This is a genomic window from Arcobacter sp. F2176 (assembly GCF_004116465.1).
In the GTDB taxonomy this organism is placed as follows: Bacteria; Campylobacterota; Campylobacteria; order Campylobacterales; family Arcobacteraceae; genus Arcobacter; species Arcobacter siniprincipis.
Window position 1 is genome coordinate 1 of record NZ_PDJV01000002.1, and the last position, 19,490, is coordinate 19,490.

Here is a 19,490-nt window from a genome sequence, read left to right on the forward strand (position 1 = left end):
GTTCATCGATATATTTATGCATAAATTTTTTGGTTAGTTGATTAGAACTAAATCTAAGTCATAATTCAAAACCTCCTGCATAGTTTAATTTTGTGTTAATGTATGAACCTACTTTTTCCCAAAGACTTCTTAACCATAGAGTAGACTTTGCTAAATAAATTCTTTTGGATAAAAAATTGTGAATATTTATTATGTGGAAAAGATGGTTTAGTATGAGAAGTTTGACCTTCTTCATTAAAATATATATTTGCACCTATTATCCAGTTTACAGTAGGATTTTGCATGAAAATATTTGCAATATTAAAGAGTGCTTTATCATGATATTTATCATCGGAATTAAGCCATCACATTATATCTTCAGTAGATTTGTTAAATCCCTTTTGTATAGCTTCATACATTCCTGAATCTTTTTCACTAATCCAATATGAGATATATTTTTCATATCTTTTAATAATTTCTATAGATTTATCATTGTTGCCCCATCTATTATTATGTATTCTAGATTAGGGTAATTTTGATTTATAACACTTTTAATAGTCTCTTCTAAAAATTTATTGCAATTTGGAGTAATAATTGAGACTTTAGGATAATTATTTTTCCTTAGTAATCTTTATTTTTTATATCTTAAAAATATATAACTTTTTTTTGTGAATACCAATCTCTTTTGTAAGATAATTTTGTATTTCTTTTTCTCTTCCCATCACACTAATGATGATTTTATCATATATTAAGTTACTTAAAACTTTTGAATGATCTTTAGAATCATTAATATCAATAAATCCAACAATTTTATTAGTTAATAAAGCTTCTATTATTTTTTTTATTGTTCCATTACCATAAATAATATATTTTTTATTAGGTTTTTTATTTAGTTTCTCTATATTTAAGTAAAAACTATTTATTAATATTGAAAAGTTATAGTTATTAGTTGTTAAAGCATCAAAAACTAAATCTTTAATTTTGTCATTATTTTGATTCTTTTCAGTATGAAGTCTTTTTTGTATTACTTTTGCAGAGGATTTTTTGTTTATAATTCTTTCATATAATTTTTTATATTGAGCTGATATTACTATACTATCAAATTTTTCTTTTGCATTTTCTCTGGTCTTTAGACACAAATTATTATAATTTGTATTATTAATAACCCATTCAATTCCATTTGCAAGGTCTTTAGGAGAGTATGGTTTGGCTTTATATCCATCTTTTTTATGTGAAATAATATCTTTTGGTCCTGTTGCATTAAAACATACGGCAGGAGTACCACTAAGCATTGATTCTACAATTGTTTTTCCAAATGCTTCTGTTATTGATGGTGCAACAAAAACATCAGATGCAGAGTATAACTTGTTTAGGTTTACACTATTTTTGACAAATCCGAATAGTTTATGGGGCATATTTATTTGAATAAGTAAATCAGTAGTTATTTCTCCAAATATGCATAAAAAATAGTCATTTCTATTTAAATAAGAAATGGCTTTTATAAATTTAGAAAAACCTTTATAAACGTCATCTAGACTCTGAGCTCCCACTAATATTATTTTTTTATCAAGGGGTAATAAAAGTTCTTTTTTAGATATTTCTTTATTAAGAGGAAGGAATGTTTTGCTATTAACATTATTAAATATTCTTTTTATATTAAAATTCTTAAAAAGAGAACTTTTTTTAGCATTATTTGTTACCCAATTACTAATACCAACAATTTGTATATTTGAGTTGAAAGAATCTTTCTTAAGTTGAAGGATCTTATTTGATAAATCATATTGATCATTACTTGAAATTTGGGGACAAGCACCACATTTATCAAAAAAATTTTTACAATCCATTGGGTAGTGGCAACCTCCTGTCATAGGCCATAAATCTCTAACTGTCCAAACTATTGGTTTCTTGAATTTTTTTATATCTTCAATTTTAATAAAGGAGTCATTTATCCAATGAAGATGTATAACATCTGCTTTTTCAAATTCCTTTAATTTTGTTATGTCGAACCCAAATAATCCAGTAGAAAATATTTGTTTTGTTCTATTAGGATAATTTTTATCTAAGACTATTTGTTCTAATCTTCTCCTGTAATAGTTATCCTCTGACACATAAATAATATCAGTATCTTCAATTATTTTGGTACTAGTGGTAATAATTTTAGAGTTTATATGCAATTCTTTTAATGCAGTATGGAGCCAAAATGCACCTCTTGCTGCTCCACCATCTAAATTACCAGAAATTACATGCAAAATATTCAAATTACTTCCTTTACCTTAATATATTATTTCGTACAAAAGTAAATTTCACCTGCTGAAGGGGTAATTCTCATAAGTTCTATATCATCTTGAGTTAAAAAATCTTTTGGATATATAGTTTTTACTTTAAACCCTGATCCCTCTAATCTATCTTTATAATCTGTGCCATAATTTCTAATATGATCTGCTTGCCCGAAAATTTTTGTTCTTTGAATTGGATCAACAATAGAAAAATCTTCAAATGTTGGTTTGTCATTATAGACTATAGGGACATTTAAAATAGCCCAGCCACTTTTTTTTAATACTCTATTTAATTCTTTCATAGCTTTTCTATCATCAACTACATGTTCGAGAACATGACTACAGTATATTGCATCAAAACTATCGTCATCAAATCTTATGTTTGTTATATCCATCTTAATCATGGCACTTTTATCATGTAAGTCTACTGATATATAATTATTTTTGAGTAACTTTTGAAATATTTTTTGAAATATTTTTTCTGGTGCGACATGAAGCATTTTTATATTTGGATTACTTGAAATATTAGTTTGCTTAATTAAATATAACCAAACCAATCTATCCTTTTCAACTGATCTACATGTGGGACACATTGCATCTTCTCTCATGGCTACGCCATAAGGGCTAAACTTGTGTGTACTAGTATTACAAATTGGACAATATCGTTTTGTTTTCATTCTTCCATTTTTATTTAAAAAATCAAATAGGTTATATTTATTAAACACTTGATTTATTTGTTTATTATTACCATTTATTTCATCAATATTTAATAAACTCAAGCCATTTTCTTGTGTATTCTCAATATATTTTAAATCCATGTATTTTTTATTTTTTTGCGATATTATTTTAGATTTAATACCATTTCTTAAGGTCATAGCTTTAAACCATATATCATCTCCATGTGGGGCTAACGTCATGAAAATATTTTTATTTGTTATCTCTTTATCAAAACAGTCAGGAGGATATAGAATACCACCTGCGCCTGTGGGAAATATTTCAAACCCTTCTTTAAATACTTCAGAACAATGTTCCCATTGATTATATGAACGTACATTGTTATCCTTATCAAATCTTATTCTATGACCTCGCGCACAATGAACTACCATAGGTTCTTTTTTATACGCGTCCACTAATTTTTCAATAATATCCTTCTCATAAATAATATCATCATCAAAAGTTATAATTAAATCATTTGGATATTTCTCAAGTGTTGGTATTAGTTTTTTATAAGATTTTATGTCTTCACAAAAATTGAGTTCTAAACCTTTATTTTGTAATTTTTTCAAACTCTCAGGAATAGATTTTTCTTGAAACTCATCTTCTGCAAGCCAAAGGATAACTTTATTCGCTTTAAATGTTTGATTTAAAATAGTTTCAATTGCAATATGTACAGTATTTATTCTTGTCCCATAAGTTGTTAGTGATGCAATTATTCTATTTTTTGAAGTCATTTTTCTTTTTTCTTTGCAATTACAAAAAAACTTTGTGCCTCTAAAGACCAACCTCTATGCATATTATCAAGTTTAGGGGCAAGTTTTTGATTTAGCCACCAAATTGGCATTAATATACCTTTAATAACTTTTTTTCTTAGTTTTGAACCTTTTATTGCTCTTTGAGTAAAATAATTTATTTTTAATAGTATAGTTGTAAAAAAACCTGAGCTTGGTTGAATATGAATATCTAAAAATCCCGCATTATTCAAAAGATACCTTAGCCCATAAGGCGTATATCTAAAGTAATCATATGGGTGTTCATGTATCCACCATTGAAATGGTATATGTAAAATTAAAGTTCCATCATTTTTTAAAAGTCTATGACATTCATTGAGAAAAACTTGTGGTTCACAAAGATGTTCTAATACATTTAGAGAAACAATTGTATCTGCATAAGCATCTTCTAAATCAATCCTTTTATTTAGGTCTGAAACAATATCAGCTTTGTTATTATGAATAGTGTTTGACCAATCTACGCCTATATATTCATCAACATATTGTCTAAAAAATTCTTCAAAAGGTTTGTCTGCACATCCTAAATCTAGCATTACACCTTTATAAAAAGGTATATATTCAATCAAATACTTATCTGCTTGGTCATATAGTAGCCAATTATATGCTTTTCTATTTGTATGATTTTTAGATGGATTTATCATTGCTTTTTCTCAAAAATGTAAAAATCTGCAAAAGTTGTTTCTGTAGGATTCTTAGAATCATATTTATTTTTGTTCATTAAGATAACCTCTTATTTATTAAATTGTAGTCTCTAATTAATTCATCTATTATTTCTTCTTCTCTTCCCAATACAGAAATAACAACATAATCAAACTCTAATTGCTTTATTTTTTCTAATCCAAAAATATCTAATTTATATTGATTCCTTAATACTTTATAGATTTTATCAATTATTGCTATGACTTGATTATTGAAATTATTGTAAATATTAATCCCAATATTACCATAACCATATAGAATAAATTTTTTATTTTCAATTAATTGATTTAAATTTATATTTAGTTTATTTAATAGCTTAGTAAGTAATATCTGATTGTTCGGATTATTAGAAATAAAATTATTAGTTACTCTTGTATTATATATATTTTTGTGATTTTTTTCAAACTTAGTTTGAGCAAACATGGATTCAATATGTGATAAAATTATATTCTTTTGAGATACCCCATTTCCAAAATTTATTCTTGTATCATAAGTTGTTAGAGATGCAATTATTTGTTTACACTTTAAAAGATTATTTATCATTTAAGACTCAAAATTTATAATTTATCTAATGTTTTTAATAGTGAATTAATATTATTGTCAAGACAGTAATACTTTTCATAGGCACTTAGTGAATTTTTTGAATATTCATCGTAATGAGCTAAGATTTCTGTTATCGCTCTGTTTATATTTTGAAATTCATCTATTCCAATTCCAAATTTTACTTTTCCATAAATATTTATATAATTACTATAGTCAAAACTTATTATTGGAAGACCTGCTCTAGTATATGAGGCTATTTTATCTGATGACATAATAGTTAACAGTTCATTTACATCATCTTCTACATAAAATGCTAAACCAATATCTGCAGTACAAAATAAATTATGTCTTTCTTCTGGACTATGCAAAATAGTATCAATAAATATTTGACCTTTTTTATCTAATATTTTGATTATTCTAAGTAATTCAGAATCACCATTATGTAGGCCACTTAATACTACTACAACTTCTTCTGGCATTTTTTGTGCTGCTATTACTATATCAATAATAAATCTTTTATGGACAGAAATCAATCCATTGTATAAAATAATTTTCTTTTGTTTCTCTAGATTAAATAGATTATGATATGATTTATTTGGAGAATTTGATATTTTTTCTCGTTTAAGTGAAATAGGAAAATATAATTTTTTTGTAAAAAATTCTTTTTGACAAATTCTAAAAAATTCCTTTTCTCTATTTTCATCAGCATGTATTATCAAATCTATTGAGTTTATAACTTTTCTTTCATAATCAAGTTGAATAGGCAGCCTATGATGAGAGTCAGCATGGCTTTCCATAGTATATAATTCTGTAGGCCAATAAATAATTTTAGTGTTTTTTTGCATAAATTCTTTTGCTATAACTAACGAGCTTTTTTCATTAGCAATACAATAGTCGTAGTTGTTTTTTTGTATAGAATTATATAGATATTGAATATTTCCAGATGTTAAGCTTTCAATAAGGTATGGTTTAATATCACTAAAATCTTGTTTTACATAGTGCTCTAAAATTCCATAGCTAATTACATTAATATTTTCATGAAGTTTAAGTGTACTACCTTGGAAATGATTTTCTTTTTGTCCCCAATATAAATCAATGAAAAAATAATTTGCTAATATATTAAGAAAATCTTGTGGCCAAATCATTCTATTTAAAGGAAATCCTGCAGGCCAAATAAATGCAATTTTTTTCATTTTAGAATCCATACAACATTCCAACTATTAAAATTTGGATTTTTAGAATCCAACCATTCTCTTTTTTCTTCAATATTGAATCCTTCTTTTTCACAAATAAGTTCAAGTTCTGTGTCAAAAAAATATCTCATTTGATGTAATTCATTTTTTTGTATAATATTTTTAGATAATTTATTTTCAATAAATATATTGTAGCTAACATTAACTAAGTTCTTTTGACATTCTAATGTTGGTTCTGCAATTCTCGTAACATTAATATGTTCATTTTTTAATCTTTTTATTCTAGTCGTTGGTAAATCAGTTAATACAGCTGGTCCATACCAAAAATCAAATATAAAAACCCCATTTGTATTTAAGTGAGTTTTAGCAACCTCAAAAGCTTTTATAAGTTCTTCATTAGAGTTTTGATAACTCATTACATGAAATAATGAAATTACAACATCAAATTTTTTACGTAAATTCAAATCTTGAATTTTTGACTGGCTAAAAGATAATCTATCTTCTTTGTTCCTTGCTCTTTCATGTGCAATTTTAAGCATATCTTCACTTAAATCAATTCCATGAACTTTGTATCCCTTATTGCAAAAAAGTTCAGCATGCTTTCCTGTTCCGCAGCCCATATCAAGAATAGTTTTTGCTTGTGGAAGGTTTGATTTAATTAATCTTTCTACATAATCAACTTCTTTTTCATAATCTTTATCACTATAAAGTAAATCGTAATATTGTGAATATAAATCTCCAAACTGATTCATTTTAAAACCTTATGTAATACTTCTGATACTTCTTCTATTTGCTCTTTAGTTAAAGCTAACCCACTTGGTATGTAAAAACCTTTTTCATAAAGTTTTTCACTATATGGCAAGTTATCGTTTAAAAACAATCCCATTTTATTAAACACTGGTTGCTTGTGCATTGGATAAAAAAATGGTCTGCTACCTATTTTATATTCTCCAAGTTCTGAGATAATATCTTTTGCATTTTTTGTACATGTATCTTTTAGTGTAATCGCATATACCCAATAAATATTTTCACAATAATTTGTATTTGGTATAGGTAAATTAATTGATTCAATATCTTTTAATAAATCATTATATGTATTTCCTATCCATCTTTTTTTCTCAATTATTGTGTCAATTTGTTCAAGTTGTGCAACACCAAGTGCTGCTTGCATATTTGTCATTCGATAATTCCATCCAAGTTCTTCATGAATAAATCTATTTGTAGAAAAACAAAGATTTCTTAAGCTCTTGGCTCTTTTATTAAGGTTTTCATTATTTGTAAGAACCATCCCACCTTCACCTGTAGTTATATGCTTATTAGGATAAAAACTAAATATACTTATGTCTCCAAAACTACCACATTTTTTGCCTTTATACTCTTGTCCATGTACTTCTGCTGCATCTTCTATAATTTTAAGGTCATATTTTTTTGCAAGTTCTAAAATAGGATCAATATCAACTGCAAGTCCAAATATATGTACAATCATAATAGCTTTTGTTTTATTTGTTATTTTTGATTCAATATCTTCAACTATCATATTAAATGTATCAAAATGGCTATCTATAAGTACTGGCTTGATTCCTTGGGTTACAAGTGACTGTGCACATGAAATAATAGTAAATGAGGGTATTATTACTTCATCATCTTTTTTCAGTTCTAATACTTTGACTGCGATATCTAATGCTGCACTTCCATTTGCACAAGCTGTAGCATATTTTCGTCCTACATAAAATGCCATTTCTTTTTCAAATCTTTGGATAAATGGACCTTCACTACTTATCCATCCTGTATCTATACATTCATTTAGATATTTTTTTTCATTACCATTAAAGATTGGAGTATTTACAGGTATCATCATAAGTACTTTTGGCTAACTTTAGCATATTTTTCTTGTGCTATATTTAAAATATTATTTTTATCATTTAAAAAATTGGTATATTGAATAGAAGAAATTGTATTCCAATAGCTATTATTGGTATTTATTATCTCACTATTTGAATCTTTTTTACATACTATACTAAATGCAGCTCCCTTAATTATTATTTGTTTAATTCTAAATCCTACTTTATTTATTAATTTTTCGATTGTAATTGGATTAAAATACCATAAATGTCCAATATGAAAGAATTTTTGGAGTGAAATATCTGAATAGCTGTACATGTATTCTAAATTTGGTATATCAATAATTATATAATTATTATTTATTTCAAGTCTTTTGGATAAGTTATTTAAGAAAATCGTGGGATCATTTAAATGTTCCAATATATTACTTAATAAAATAATATTGTATTGAGAAAATATCTTATTATCTAATTCTAAAGCATCTGCAAACTCAATTTCTTCTACAAAAGATTTTCCATAATTAATTTTTTGAGAATCAATGTCATATCCTTTTACTGAGTTTGCTCCCCATTCTTTAAAAGCTTTTAATATCCCTCCTGAACCACAACCTATTTCTAAAATATTTGTTTCATTTGCTTCAAGGTCTAAGTTATTTAAAATATCTATAAAATATAAACTCATTATTTCATATTCTAATGCAAAGTGGGTTTTATCATCTAAATTTCCCATACATATTGCTTGATATTCACCAGATGTATAAAACTCATTTATATTATTTTTACCTAATCTATGAAATATTTGTAACAGTCCGCAAGATTTACATATACCCCATTTAAAACCTTCATCTGCTTCTGCAACGGTTGTAAAATCAGATGTGTTACAAATAGTACAAGAGTATTCACTTATGGAATAATCTTTATTTTTCAATTTTCTTTTGAAATTAGATATATGTTTACTATTCTTATCTGCATATTGAAAAATATCATTTCTAAAATTATGAGTTTTATATAAGTTATTCATTTGCTCCCTTAATTTTTATATTTTCTTTTAAAATATGGGTAAATCTTGTTTTATCTTCATCTCCTAGGTATGGACCTTGCTTTATTTCAATCATTTCAATGTCTTCCAATACTTCAAATCCATGTCCACCACTAGCAAGTAGTATTACATCTCCTTTTTCAAGAATTCTACTTTCTAAGTATTCTTTTTCCTGTGTGTAAAAATCTATACGAAGTTTGCCTTCTCTTATTACTAAAACTTCTTGAGTCATATGAACATCTCGAGTTACTTTATTATGTATATGTGCATCAATTTTTTTACCTTTTTTATGCGACATATAGGCAAGTTGTTGAGAGTAATCATTTGGCGTGAAAAACTCTACACCTTCTTTTTTGTAATTATTTTTAATAATAATAGCTATTTGTTGATTATCATGAATGATTGTTCTAATCATTTATTAAACCTAAGTATTTGCAAATTGCTTTTCCTTGTTGTGCAAGATTATCAATATCATATTGTTCTTTAACTAAATTATATCCATTTTTGGCAAGTTTATTTTTTGTTAGTTTATTTTCAATTAAATCAACAACTTTTTGATAAAAAATATTAGGTTCATCAGCTATTAATATATTTTCATTATCTGTTACAGGTATTCCTTCTGCACCTAATGTCGTAGATACTATTGCCTTTTTACAAGCCATTGCCTCTAAAATCTTAAACCTTGTTCCTGATTCGAAACGTAAAGGAACCAATACTACATCAACATGCTTTAAATATGGTAATACACTTTCAACTTTACCTACTACAAGTATATTTTGATTACTTAAATCACCTACTATTTCAGTAGATTTCTTCCCTAATATATATAACTTTAAATTTGGGTATTTAATTATTAAGTTTGAAAATACTTTATCTACAAGCCAACGAGTAGCATCTTCCATTGGAGAATTTTTCCAAAAAGTTCCTGCTAAATATAAAGAAGGAGATGTTATGTTATAAATATTTTCTATACAATTTTGGTATGATGATAAATCAATTACATTAGAAAAAAGATGGATTTTATTTTTATCTTTTGTTAATGACTTATAATATTCCATATCAATTTCAGAAACAGCAGTTGTTACATCACAAAAATCAACCCAACTTTCTTCTTCATTTTCCTTGATTTTACCTGCATCTAGGATTTCTATTTTTCTTTTCTCATTATTTTCTACATCTAGTTCTCTAAGAATAAATTTAGACCAAACACTATCAGTATCACAGACTAAAGGTATATTTGTTATTGACTTCAAGTATTTCATTAGAACATATGATATATTCCCATATCCAAACCAAATTAAATCAGGTTTTTCATTTTCTAAAATTTGTGGCCAAAAGACATCTTTAGGAATATGTGGGTCTAAATAATAAACTTCCTCAGATAAATCATTTAAAAAATTATCAGATTCACTAGTTAGCCTTAATTTTGGCAGTCTAATATAGCATACAAGATTACTAATTTTAGATAATGCTTTAATTGATGTTTCAATTCTTAATTCGGGTCCTCCTATTGATGGAAAGCGAAATATTGGTGTTGTAAATAGTATTTTCATTTAATTACCTTTATGGATGTAGTTATATTGGGAAAATTGAACAATTTAATTAGTATATTCTCCATCTTAGCCTTAATATTTTACCATGCAAATAACATATATGGTCTAGGAGGTTCAAAATAACAATATTCACCTCTAAACTCTATATTATATGAAGGATTAGCTTTTAATATAATTTCTCTACAAAGCGTGGCATTTTCATATTCATGATAGACTGCAATTGCTAATTTAGGTTTATATGTTTTCAAGAGTTGTGTTGCTCCTGATAATGCATCCATCTCCGCTCCTTCTATGTCCATCTTTATCATTCCATTTTTAGTAATATTTTGTTGTTTACTTACAAGATCAATAGTTGTGACTTCTACATCATATGAATGATCATTTTTTTGAGTATCTAAACAAATTTTAGAGTCACATAAATGTGTATCTCCACTAAAAAACTTTAGTTTTCCAGTCTCTTTTCCTAATGCTTTATTAATCAGAATCATATTTTTAGATTTTAGTTCTTTTGAAAATGTATTTACTAGTGCCTCTTCCATTTCTATTAATGGTTCAAAAGCAATAACTTTACAATTTGAGTTTTTTTGAAATGCAAATAATGGAAAATATCCTTCACAGCAACCAGCATCAATAATCCAATCTACCTTATCAATTTCCATACATGGATGATTATATGAAGAGGGGTTATTTTCAAAGGAGTCAAATATTTCATGATGAAGCCAGGGTAGAGCAGTATCTGAAATATTTGAAGGCCAAAAAACTTCATTTGTTGTAATTTTGACTGTATTCAATGTTTTAGAATATTGCTTCACACTTTTTTCTTGCATTTTTAATGATTGTTCTACTTTATAAAGATTGTTGTCTTTTTCTGTAAATATATAATTCATCAGCTTTCTTTTGGCCATTCTTTAGAATCTAGAATAGGTTCTCCTTTTTCTATTTTATCTATTATATAATCCCAATGTTGATGATTACCTTTTTTTAAATCTTTTGAAGAAGAAATTAATATATTTATTGGTTTTTTCCATTCAAATTCAAATAAACCTATTTTAGAATAATAATGAAAGAAGTTAAATTTAATAAATTTTTTAGCAAGATTTATAGTTTCTTTTGAATCAGATTCATTTGGATCTTTTAGTATACTTTTTAATGAAGTGAAATACTCAGAAATAGTACTAGGATCAATAGTAAATCCATACCCCCTATAGTGTGACTTTCCTGCCGTTATAATAGGAATACCTCTCGCCGCCATTTCCATAGCAACTGTTGTTGTATAAACAATACCTACAGTAGTTATTTTAAATAAATCATATACTGTAATAGAAGCTTTTGGTGATAAAAAGAAAATATTATTTGGTAATTTTACAAATACTTTTTTTATAACAGATTCAATTGTTTCCTTTGTAGCTGGTATTGTTGGATTAGCTTCTGCTGGATGTGTTTTTATAATTAATTGAAATTCTTGATGTTCACTAAACCATTTTATCGTTTCGATTATCCACTCTGAAATATTTTTTGTAAAAATTTCTTTATTCAGTGCGGCTAAATCCCAAGCAACATTTGTAAAAAGTGTTGCAGTTGGTTTATTCTTGTGAAATTTAGAAAAATCAGCAGTTTCATTTTGATAATCCAACAATGTTGCTGTATTTAAAATCATGTCATTACCCAAAGTTCTATTTTGAAGCCATTGTTCTACTCTTTCATCTTCTTCTTTTGTAAGTGAGATAGATGAGTAAGTTTCCCATATTTTAGAAAAATCAAGATTCATACTTGCATCGTTATATGCATAGCACCATCCTCCTTTTCTTGTTCCACTCCAATGAGAATAGAATGGTATGTTATTCTCTACTGCTAATAATTCCCACATTTTCCACATTCCATAGTAACTATCATTTGAGATTATTCTATTTGGTTTATTTACTTTTATAATTCTTTCATAGGCAATTTTTAGTAATAATAGATTTTTTAGATGACTTCTTCCTAAAATCTCATGATTTTCTATAAGTTTATAATCAGCAACTACATAATTATTTACTAAGATATCTTTACTCCATAGTCCATAATTAAAATCATCTTCATGATAATCTTTCCATTTATTATATGGAACAGCTATTAGCTTATTCTCAATATCTATATAGTCTTGTTTTTCTAAATAAGAAGAATATTTATATATATTTTCTTCATCTAAAATTGACCATAAATCTTGTGATTTTTCTTGGCAAGTTTGACAGTTCTTATTGAAAGTCTCACCTCCCCCCCATACTCCACCATAGACATTACATTCATTCTCTTGGATACCATCACAGAACGTTGCATAAATATCAAAACCTCTTAACATTAAAGAATATGCCATCAATCTATCATGCACAAAACAGGGTTCATATATACTAAATGATTGAGTAAATAAGACTTTCCCTCTGTTGGTTTGTTTAGGAATATTTTTATTTATTGAATTTAAAATTTCAGCTGTTTTCATTAGTATTATTCCTGTATTTGAGTATTTTGGCATAATCCATTTTAAATACCATGTATTGTTTTATTCTATTACTTTTATAGTTTCTAAAATTCATTAAATATCTCTCAAAATATTTCTAATCTCATCCATACTTTTCAAACTCTCATAAGTAGGTAGATTTAGTCCAACTTTTGAAAGCTTATGAGTAACTGGTGTTTTATTTTTACAATACTGCTTATATATATCCATATCACTAAGTGGATAAAAAAATGGTCGTACATCTATCCCTTTTTCTTTTAGTTTAGTAATATATACTTCTCTATCTATACTTTTCGCAAGTAGCACACTTACAAGCCATGTGATTCTTCTTCGATTTTCTATATCTTGTTGAAATGCAAACTTATCTTTGGGTAGTAGTTTTTTGTAGTTTTTTTCATATTCTTTTCTGTTTTTGTGTATTTCTTCTATTCTTTCCAATTGTGCTAGTCCTATAGCAGCTTGAAGGTTTGTCATACGGTAGTTGTAACCAATTACATCATGCCAGTATTTTTTGGTCTTACTCATACCGTGATCTCTTAGTACTCTCATTTTTTCATCTAATAGGACGCTGTTTGTTACACACATACCACCTTCACCAGTTGTAATTACTTTATTTCCAAAAAATGAAAAACACCCTATATCTCCAAAACTTCCAACTTTTTTACCACCATACATAGCACCATGAGCTTCTGCACAATCTTCTATTACTTTTAAGTTATATTTTGTAGCTATTTTCATAATAGTACTCATATCACAACTTTGCCCATAGATATGTACAGGGATGATAGCTTTAGTTTTTGGAGTAATGGCTTTTTCTATCTCTTTTGGGTCTATACACCAGCTATTTTCTTCAACATCAACTATCACTGGAGTTGCTTTTGAATGAAGTACGGTGTTTATAGTAGCTGGAAAAGTGAGATCTGGTACTATCACTTCATCCCCCTCACTAATTCCTAAAGCAATAAGTGCTAAATGAATCGCAACAGTTCCGTTTGAACAAGTAACACCATATTTGCAGTCTGAATATTTAGAAAATTCATTTTCAAATCGTTCTATATATTCACCACTACTAGATATCCATGTGCTCATAAAAGCATCCGTGAGGTATTTAAACTCATTTCCATTGAGATTTGGAATAGCTACAGGGAAATAAACATTTTGCTTATATTCAAAAAAATCCACTACTTCCTTCTGTTTATTTACCAAAGGTATAATTTTGATTCTATGGTCGATTCTTTTTTGCAAACTTTCATAGCTATCAGTGATATATCCAAAAGTAAACTCTTTTAAGATGATATTTTTGACTTTATCCTGCAGACCTATATCTTTAAGCAGTGCTCTTCGGATATCTCCATCTGTCACTGTGCCACATAGTTTATTAGATTCATCGACAACAAATGCTATTCCCATAGCATTTTCATTGATGATTTTCATCACTTCTATTAGACTGTCATTTGCTTTACATATCATTTTATTTATCACTGTATTACCTCTTTTAAAAGTTTATTTTGTTCTATTATTTCGTTAGGTTCAATTTTATAAACTTCTAGTATCAAATATCTATCTTTAAGCTTTTTTATATATTTTAAAATATCACTATTTAATGTTAGTTTTTCATTTGTGTCTCTTTTCCCATTATTATCACTTATGTGCAGTCCTATTATCTTTTTATCAAACTTCTCTATTAAATGGTCAATATTTAATCCAAGTGTATTTATATTAACTTTTGCATGTGCTAAATCAAGCAAAAGATGTAAGTTTTTATCATTTACAATATGAAATATTTTTTCTAATCCTTCAATATCTGCACCTAAACATATTTCATTTTTTCCATCTATAAGTCCAAAATCAGCTATTACATTGTTTTCTATAGCTAGTTTTACATTTTTAGACTTTGCATACTTATTGAGCTCTTTAATATTCCTTATATAGTTACTATAAGCATTTTGCATTGATAGCTTTGGTAAATCCATTTGAGAAGCATTACCTAAATGTGAACCATTTGAATCAAATGTAAATCCACAATGTACTGCATAAAACTCAGCATTTACTATCGCAGATATATCTATAGCTTGTTTAGCTAAACTCATAGATGATTCTATAGTCGTATCATTTTCAGAAGCAAAATTAAGTAAAAAAGAGTCTTTTGGTGTTGGGAAATAGTTATGCACTAAAAAGTTAAAATCTTTTTCAGCTTCAGATATTTTTGAAATAATATCTTCATCATAATCCATTCCAGCACTTAGTTCAATATTCATTATATTGTGTCTTTTTGCTATTTCTAATATTTCATCAAAATTTTTAGTTTTAAATGCACCTGTGCTTATATAAATATTATTTTCCAAAATAAATCCTTTCAAAGCATTTTAAAATATTTCGTTCAATTGATGGATTAAAAAGTATTTCATTAAAATATATTTCTCTATGTTCTGCTTCTTGATTATTTAACTCAGCTAACGATTGAACGATCATACAATCTTGAATAAATCTATATATCTTCAAGATTAAATCAAATTTTTCTATTCCATAGTTTAAAAATACTGCTTGAGTTAGTTTTATACCTGTATCCACTCCATTATCTACAAAATGCAATGTTGCTCCTAAAAATTTATCATCACTCTCTACCAACTTTTCTTTTTTAAATAATCCTGGATGAGCTGGCAGTAGAGAATGATGAGAATTAATGATTTTATTTATGTTAGTTTCTACAAGTTTTGAAGGTATTAGCCAATCAAAGCCAGATAAAACAATATAGTCATATTCTATTTTTGCAAGTAAATCTTGTACATTATCAAAAAATTGCACTCGACTTTCATTATCTTGTTTACAATAGAAGTTATCACTAATGATTTTATAGTCATTCATTGCTTTAGATAATGATGAATTAGAAATTATGTAAACAATTTCAATATTTTGAAGTAGCCCTTTTTCTATTGCTCTTTTTACAGCGAAATAATCACCACCCCTTTTACCTACGATAAATACAATTTTCATTTATAAACCTATATTTTAAAAAAAAATTTTTGTATTTACTCACCACATCGGAATAATTTACTTCCCATTGTTTACATATATTTTTATATATATTTTCATTATGGACTTTTTTCCCTATATAAACATCTCTTAAATTATCTCCAAATCTATTTTTATACTTAAACAATTTATCCTCTGGATTATCAGTTGTCCCTCCACCTAAACTAAGTAATGAATTGTTTATCTTTTTACTTTCATTAATCATTGCTTGCATAAGGAGTTCATTTGGATATAATTTTTTATACTTAAAATCAGATCCACTTAGATGATAAATCGTTTTTTTAAAACCATAATAGAACATAGAACTTGATATGATTTTATCTTCAAAAAGAATATTTATAATTTTTGTATTAGCTATAAAATATTTTTTATGATTATTAAAATAATTATCGTTGAATAAGTAACTTTTATCCATATCTAATCTTTTAGCTGTCATATTATATAATTTAGTAAAACTATCTATGGTTTCTAGATTTTCATCAATTTGAATACTTAGATTATTTTTTATTGCCTGCTTAATATAATTTCTTCTACTTTTACTAGGAATTTTATAATTATCTGTTGATTTTAAAAAAACATTGGTTCTCACTTTCAAATATTCAGCATCTCTTATGAAGTTATCTAATTTATTTATAGATGGGTTTTCTCGTATAAATTCAGCAATGATATTATTGTTTTTGCACCATCTATTAAACTCATAATTAAATATTTTTCTATCAGTCTTCTCTTTTACATCAGACACTACTCCTCCATATCCATACGCACTAAAAATATCATAATATTTTGCATCAAGTTCATATCGTTTAATCTCTTTTTTAAAAAATGGATATAAAAATTTACTATTATTTATTTCACAATAGATACAAATGGGTTCTGCTTTTTCATGTTCTATCCACGTTTGATAGTATTCTGGTAAATAGTAAATATCTAATTTTTCATCATCAAATGAAGAAATTCTCTCATCCCATTTGAGCTTATCTGAAATAGTATAAACTTCAAACAGCATTAAAACATTTCCTTTGTAATGTATTCATCCTCATCTATATCTACTTTTGCCACTTTTCCTAAGATTGAGTCTATCTCTATGGGTAGAATGCCACCTCCTGGTCTTTTTGAACCAATATTTTTGAGACTAAAAATATCACCTTTTTTTATAGAGCTTAAACTAAATAATGATTTTCTCATAGTTTTTAAGTGCTCTTTTTCACTCTCTTTTATCTCTTTTAGTCCATCACCTAACGCATCTTCAATCTCTCTTATTTTTAAAACCATCTCTTTTAACTCATGCGGTTCAATCGAAGCGATATGATCTACTCCTGGTAGATTTCTACTTAACGTAAAGTGTTTTTCAATAATTTTTGCACCCATTCCAATAGAAGCATAAGGTACATGTAATCCTTGCGAATGATCAGAAAGTCCAACTGGTACATCAAACTCTTTTTTATATTCATTCATTACATTTAGATTGATATCTTTAAAGGGTGCTGGATACTGTGAAGTACATTGCAAAATCGATAAATCTTCAACACCTGAATTATAGAGATAATCAACTCCCATTCGTACATTTTCAAGTGTCGAAATACCTGTAGAGTAAATTATCGGAAGTTTCGATTCTCCCATGAGTTTAAAAAGAGGAAAATTAAGTGTATCTGATGAACCAATTTTGATAGCAGGACATCCTATATCAAGGAGTATCTCAAATGATGGATAATCAGCTGCCATAGATAAGAACATTATCCCTTTTTCATCACAATATTGTTTTAGGTCTTTAAATTGTATCTTATTAAATTCTAAAGATTTTGAAAAATCTTTTTTATTAAATTCTCCATCTCTTCCTTTAAAATACTCTGGTTTTAATGCATATTTACTCTCACACATCTCTGTATTGAATGTTTGAAATTTTATACAATCTGCACCTGCCTTTTTCGCTTCATCTATTAATTTAAAAGCTAAATTCATGCTACCATTATGATTCACTCCTGCTTCTGCAATAATAAAGCTTGGTGCTTGATCTGAAATCTCTCGACCTTGTATAATCTGTTTTTTCATATTAGCTCTTTTTCTATCATAAACTCACACAACATAAATTCAAATTCTGTATCTATGTCAATCGCTCTTTCTTCATCTATTTCAATATATCCTATAGCGTTACCATATATATTTTGGTATTTTTTTAGAGTATTTACTCTTGTTATATCCACAACACCATTTAACCTAAAGCATTCTGGTAAAAGCTGACTTTGGTAAAACTTTTCTACTTTTAAATCATCTACAAAAGTATTTAAAAAACCATTTTTTTGTTTATACATCCAATAAGGGTGAAATACTCCTTCAGATTTTGTAACACTTCTTATAGCTGAATATTTTTTATCTTCTATCTGTTTTAATGCTTCTTCTATCATTTGGGTACTTTTAAATGGAGTTGTTGGTCTAATATAAATTAGATTATCAAAGGTGTAATTTTCATTTTTTTTCAACCAGTCTGTTAAATGTAACATAACTTCTCTATCTCCAACTTTGTCTTTTGCAAGATATTTAGGTCTTATAAATGGAACTTCTGCACCATATTCTTTCGCAACTCTTGCAATATTCTCATCATCAGTAGATACAATAACTCTACTAATATTTCTAGATGCCAAACAAGTTTCTATACTATAGGCAATAAGTGGTTTACCATTTAGTTTTTTTATATTTTTTCCTGGAAGTCTTTTACTTTCACCTCTTGCAGGAATTAGAGCTATATTTTTCATATTTATATATTGTGAAATAATTTTCTAATAAAGGTAATATAGCTTTTACTCTCAACTGCACGATATATTTTAGAATCTCTTTGAAGTGAATACATAGAGTAATCCTCTTTTAAATTATTACTTGATTTTATGATAAACTTACTTAAAATTAAATTATATTTTTATTTAATTTAAAGAATTGGATAATATTAATCTTGATACGCTTTTACAACTCCTTTTTTAATACTTTGTAAATTGTAAAACTCTAACTAATTCGCTTGATTATTATTTTGAAATGATGGTGTAAGCTTTTCTCTCCCCACCCAATATTGGACAAAATAAAGAACCAAAGAGATAAATAGAATATTGGAAAAGGTTTGAAACGATTAGAAAAAAGAGTTAAATCAGGAAAGCTCTCAAAAAATCAAATCAAGAGTAGAGGATACAATAAATATATTTATTAAAAAATAGCTGATAATATTGATTATGATAAATTTCATTAAGATGAGCTTTGGGATGGACTTAAGGGGTATATTACAAATACAAAGCTTTGTCCAAATGAAATAGTAGAAAATTACTCTAATCTTTGGCATATTGAGAAAG

The 19,490-nt window shown here is 26.9% G+C and carries 19 protein-coding genes; all 19 read right to left on the reverse strand.

Annotation, left to right across the window (positions count from 1 at the left end; all coding sequences use genetic code 11):
• Positions 1 to 457: 457 nt before the first annotated feature.
• The 19 genes from CRU95_RS16975 to CRU95_RS01805 all read right to left on the reverse strand — a co-directional run bounded on the left by CRU95_RS16975 (position 458) and on the right by CRU95_RS01805 (position 18,908).
• Positions 458 to 574: a glycosyltransferase gene (locus CRU95_RS16975; protein WP_375153681.1), complete on the reverse strand. Its 117-nt coding sequence runs from the start codon at positions 572 to 574 to the stop codon at positions 458 to 460.
• A 43-nt stretch (positions 575 to 617) separates the two neighbouring features.
• Positions 618 to 2,237, reverse strand: a complete 1,620-nt coding sequence (locus tag CRU95_RS01720; RefSeq protein WP_129099431.1) for a glycosyltransferase — start codon at positions 2,235 to 2,237, stop codon at positions 618 to 620.
• A gap of 23 nt (positions 2,238 to 2,260) precedes the next feature.
• Positions 2,261 to 3,706: a class I SAM-dependent methyltransferase gene (locus CRU95_RS01725; RefSeq protein ID WP_129099432.1), complete on the reverse strand. Its 1,446-nt coding sequence runs from the start codon at positions 3,704 to 3,706 to the stop codon at positions 2,261 to 2,263.
• Complete coding sequence (locus CRU95_RS01730; protein WP_129099433.1) at positions 3,703 to 4,404, reverse strand: bifunctional 2-polyprenyl-6-hydroxyphenol methylase/3-demethylubiquinol 3-O-methyltransferase UbiG; 702 nt, start codon at positions 4,402 to 4,404, stop codon at positions 3,703 to 3,705. Before CRU95_RS01730 ends, CRU95_RS01725 begins: the two co-directional genes overlap by 4 nt.
• A gap of 76 nt (positions 4,405 to 4,480) precedes the next feature.
• Positions 4,481 to 5,005, reverse strand: a complete 525-nt coding sequence (locus CRU95_RS01735) for a hypothetical protein (RefSeq protein WP_129099434.1) — start codon at positions 5,003 to 5,005, stop codon at positions 4,481 to 4,483.
• Between the two features lie 14 nt (positions 5,006 to 5,019).
• Positions 5,020 to 6,198: a hypothetical protein gene (locus tag CRU95_RS01740; protein WP_129099435.1), complete on the reverse strand. Its 1,179-nt coding sequence runs from the start codon at positions 6,196 to 6,198 to the stop codon at positions 5,020 to 5,022.
• On the reverse strand, positions 6,195 to 6,950 hold the full coding sequence (locus CRU95_RS01745; protein WP_129099436.1) for a class I SAM-dependent methyltransferase: 756 nt from the start codon (positions 6,948 to 6,950) through the stop codon (positions 6,195 to 6,197). The genes CRU95_RS01740 and CRU95_RS01745 overlap by 4 nt, the downstream gene beginning before the upstream one ends.
• On the reverse strand, positions 6,947 to 8,056 hold the full coding sequence (locus CRU95_RS01750) for a DegT/DnrJ/EryC1/StrS aminotransferase family protein (RefSeq protein ID WP_258238595.1): 1,110 nt from the start codon (positions 8,054 to 8,056) through the stop codon (positions 6,947 to 6,949). The genes CRU95_RS01745 and CRU95_RS01750 overlap by 4 nt, the downstream gene beginning before the upstream one ends.
• Entirely contained in the window at positions 8,053 to 9,060 is a 1,008-nt protein-coding gene (locus CRU95_RS01755) for a bifunctional 2-polyprenyl-6-hydroxyphenol methylase/3-demethylubiquinol 3-O-methyltransferase UbiG (protein ID WP_129099438.1), read from the reverse strand. Before CRU95_RS01755 ends, CRU95_RS01750 begins: the two co-directional genes overlap by 4 nt.
• Complete coding sequence (locus CRU95_RS01760; protein WP_129099439.1) at positions 9,053 to 9,493, reverse strand: hypothetical protein; 441 nt, start codon at positions 9,491 to 9,493, stop codon at positions 9,053 to 9,055. Before CRU95_RS01760 ends, CRU95_RS01755 begins: the two co-directional genes overlap by 8 nt.
• Positions 9,486 to 10,631 carry a glycosyltransferase gene (locus CRU95_RS01765; RefSeq protein WP_129099440.1) on the reverse strand — a complete coding sequence of 382 codons (1,146 nt, stop codon included), beginning with the start codon at positions 10,629 to 10,631 and terminating at the stop codon, positions 9,486 to 9,488. The genes CRU95_RS01760 and CRU95_RS01765 overlap by 8 nt, the downstream gene beginning before the upstream one ends.
• An 80-nt stretch (positions 10,632 to 10,711) precedes the next feature.
• Positions 10,712 to 11,518 (reverse strand): FkbM family methyltransferase, encoded by an 807-nt coding sequence (locus CRU95_RS01770; protein ID WP_164969709.1) that lies wholly within the window; start codon positions 11,516 to 11,518, stop codon positions 10,712 to 10,714.
• Positions 11,518 to 13,107 carry a hypothetical protein gene (locus CRU95_RS01775; RefSeq protein ID WP_129099442.1) on the reverse strand — a complete coding sequence of 530 codons (1,590 nt, stop codon included), beginning with the start codon at positions 13,105 to 13,107 and terminating at the stop codon, positions 11,518 to 11,520. Before CRU95_RS01775 ends, CRU95_RS01770 begins: the two co-directional genes overlap by 1 nt.
• Positions 13,108 to 13,200: 93 nt before the next feature.
• Positions 13,201 to 14,607 (reverse strand): aminotransferase class I/II-fold pyridoxal phosphate-dependent enzyme, encoded by a 1,407-nt coding sequence (locus tag CRU95_RS01780; RefSeq protein ID WP_129099443.1) that lies wholly within the window; start codon positions 14,605 to 14,607, stop codon positions 13,201 to 13,203.
• Positions 14,604 to 15,470 (reverse strand): sugar phosphate isomerase/epimerase, encoded by an 867-nt coding sequence (locus CRU95_RS01785; protein WP_129099444.1) that lies wholly within the window; start codon positions 15,468 to 15,470, stop codon positions 14,604 to 14,606. Before CRU95_RS01785 ends, CRU95_RS01780 begins: the two co-directional genes overlap by 4 nt.
• Positions 15,460 to 16,119 (reverse strand): formyltransferase family protein, encoded by a 660-nt coding sequence (locus CRU95_RS01790; protein ID WP_129099445.1) that lies wholly within the window; start codon positions 16,117 to 16,119, stop codon positions 15,460 to 15,462. Before CRU95_RS01790 ends, CRU95_RS01785 begins: the two co-directional genes overlap by 11 nt.
• Positions 16,094 to 17,164, reverse strand: a complete 1,071-nt coding sequence (locus tag CRU95_RS01795) for a peptidoglycan bridge formation glycyltransferase FemA/FemB family protein (RefSeq protein ID WP_129099446.1) — start codon at positions 17,162 to 17,164, stop codon at positions 16,094 to 16,096. The genes CRU95_RS01790 and CRU95_RS01795 overlap by 26 nt, the downstream gene beginning before the upstream one ends.
• Positions 17,164 to 18,207 (reverse strand): N-acetylneuraminate synthase family protein, encoded by a 1,044-nt coding sequence (locus CRU95_RS01800; RefSeq protein ID WP_129099447.1) that lies wholly within the window; start codon positions 18,205 to 18,207, stop codon positions 17,164 to 17,166. Before CRU95_RS01800 ends, CRU95_RS01795 begins: the two co-directional genes overlap by 1 nt.
• On the reverse strand, positions 18,204 to 18,908 hold the full coding sequence (locus tag CRU95_RS01805) for a cytidylyltransferase domain-containing protein (RefSeq protein WP_129099448.1): 705 nt from the start codon (positions 18,906 to 18,908) through the stop codon (positions 18,204 to 18,206). The genes CRU95_RS01800 and CRU95_RS01805 overlap by 4 nt, the downstream gene beginning before the upstream one ends.
• Between the last annotated feature and the right edge of the window lie 582 nt (positions 18,909 to 19,490).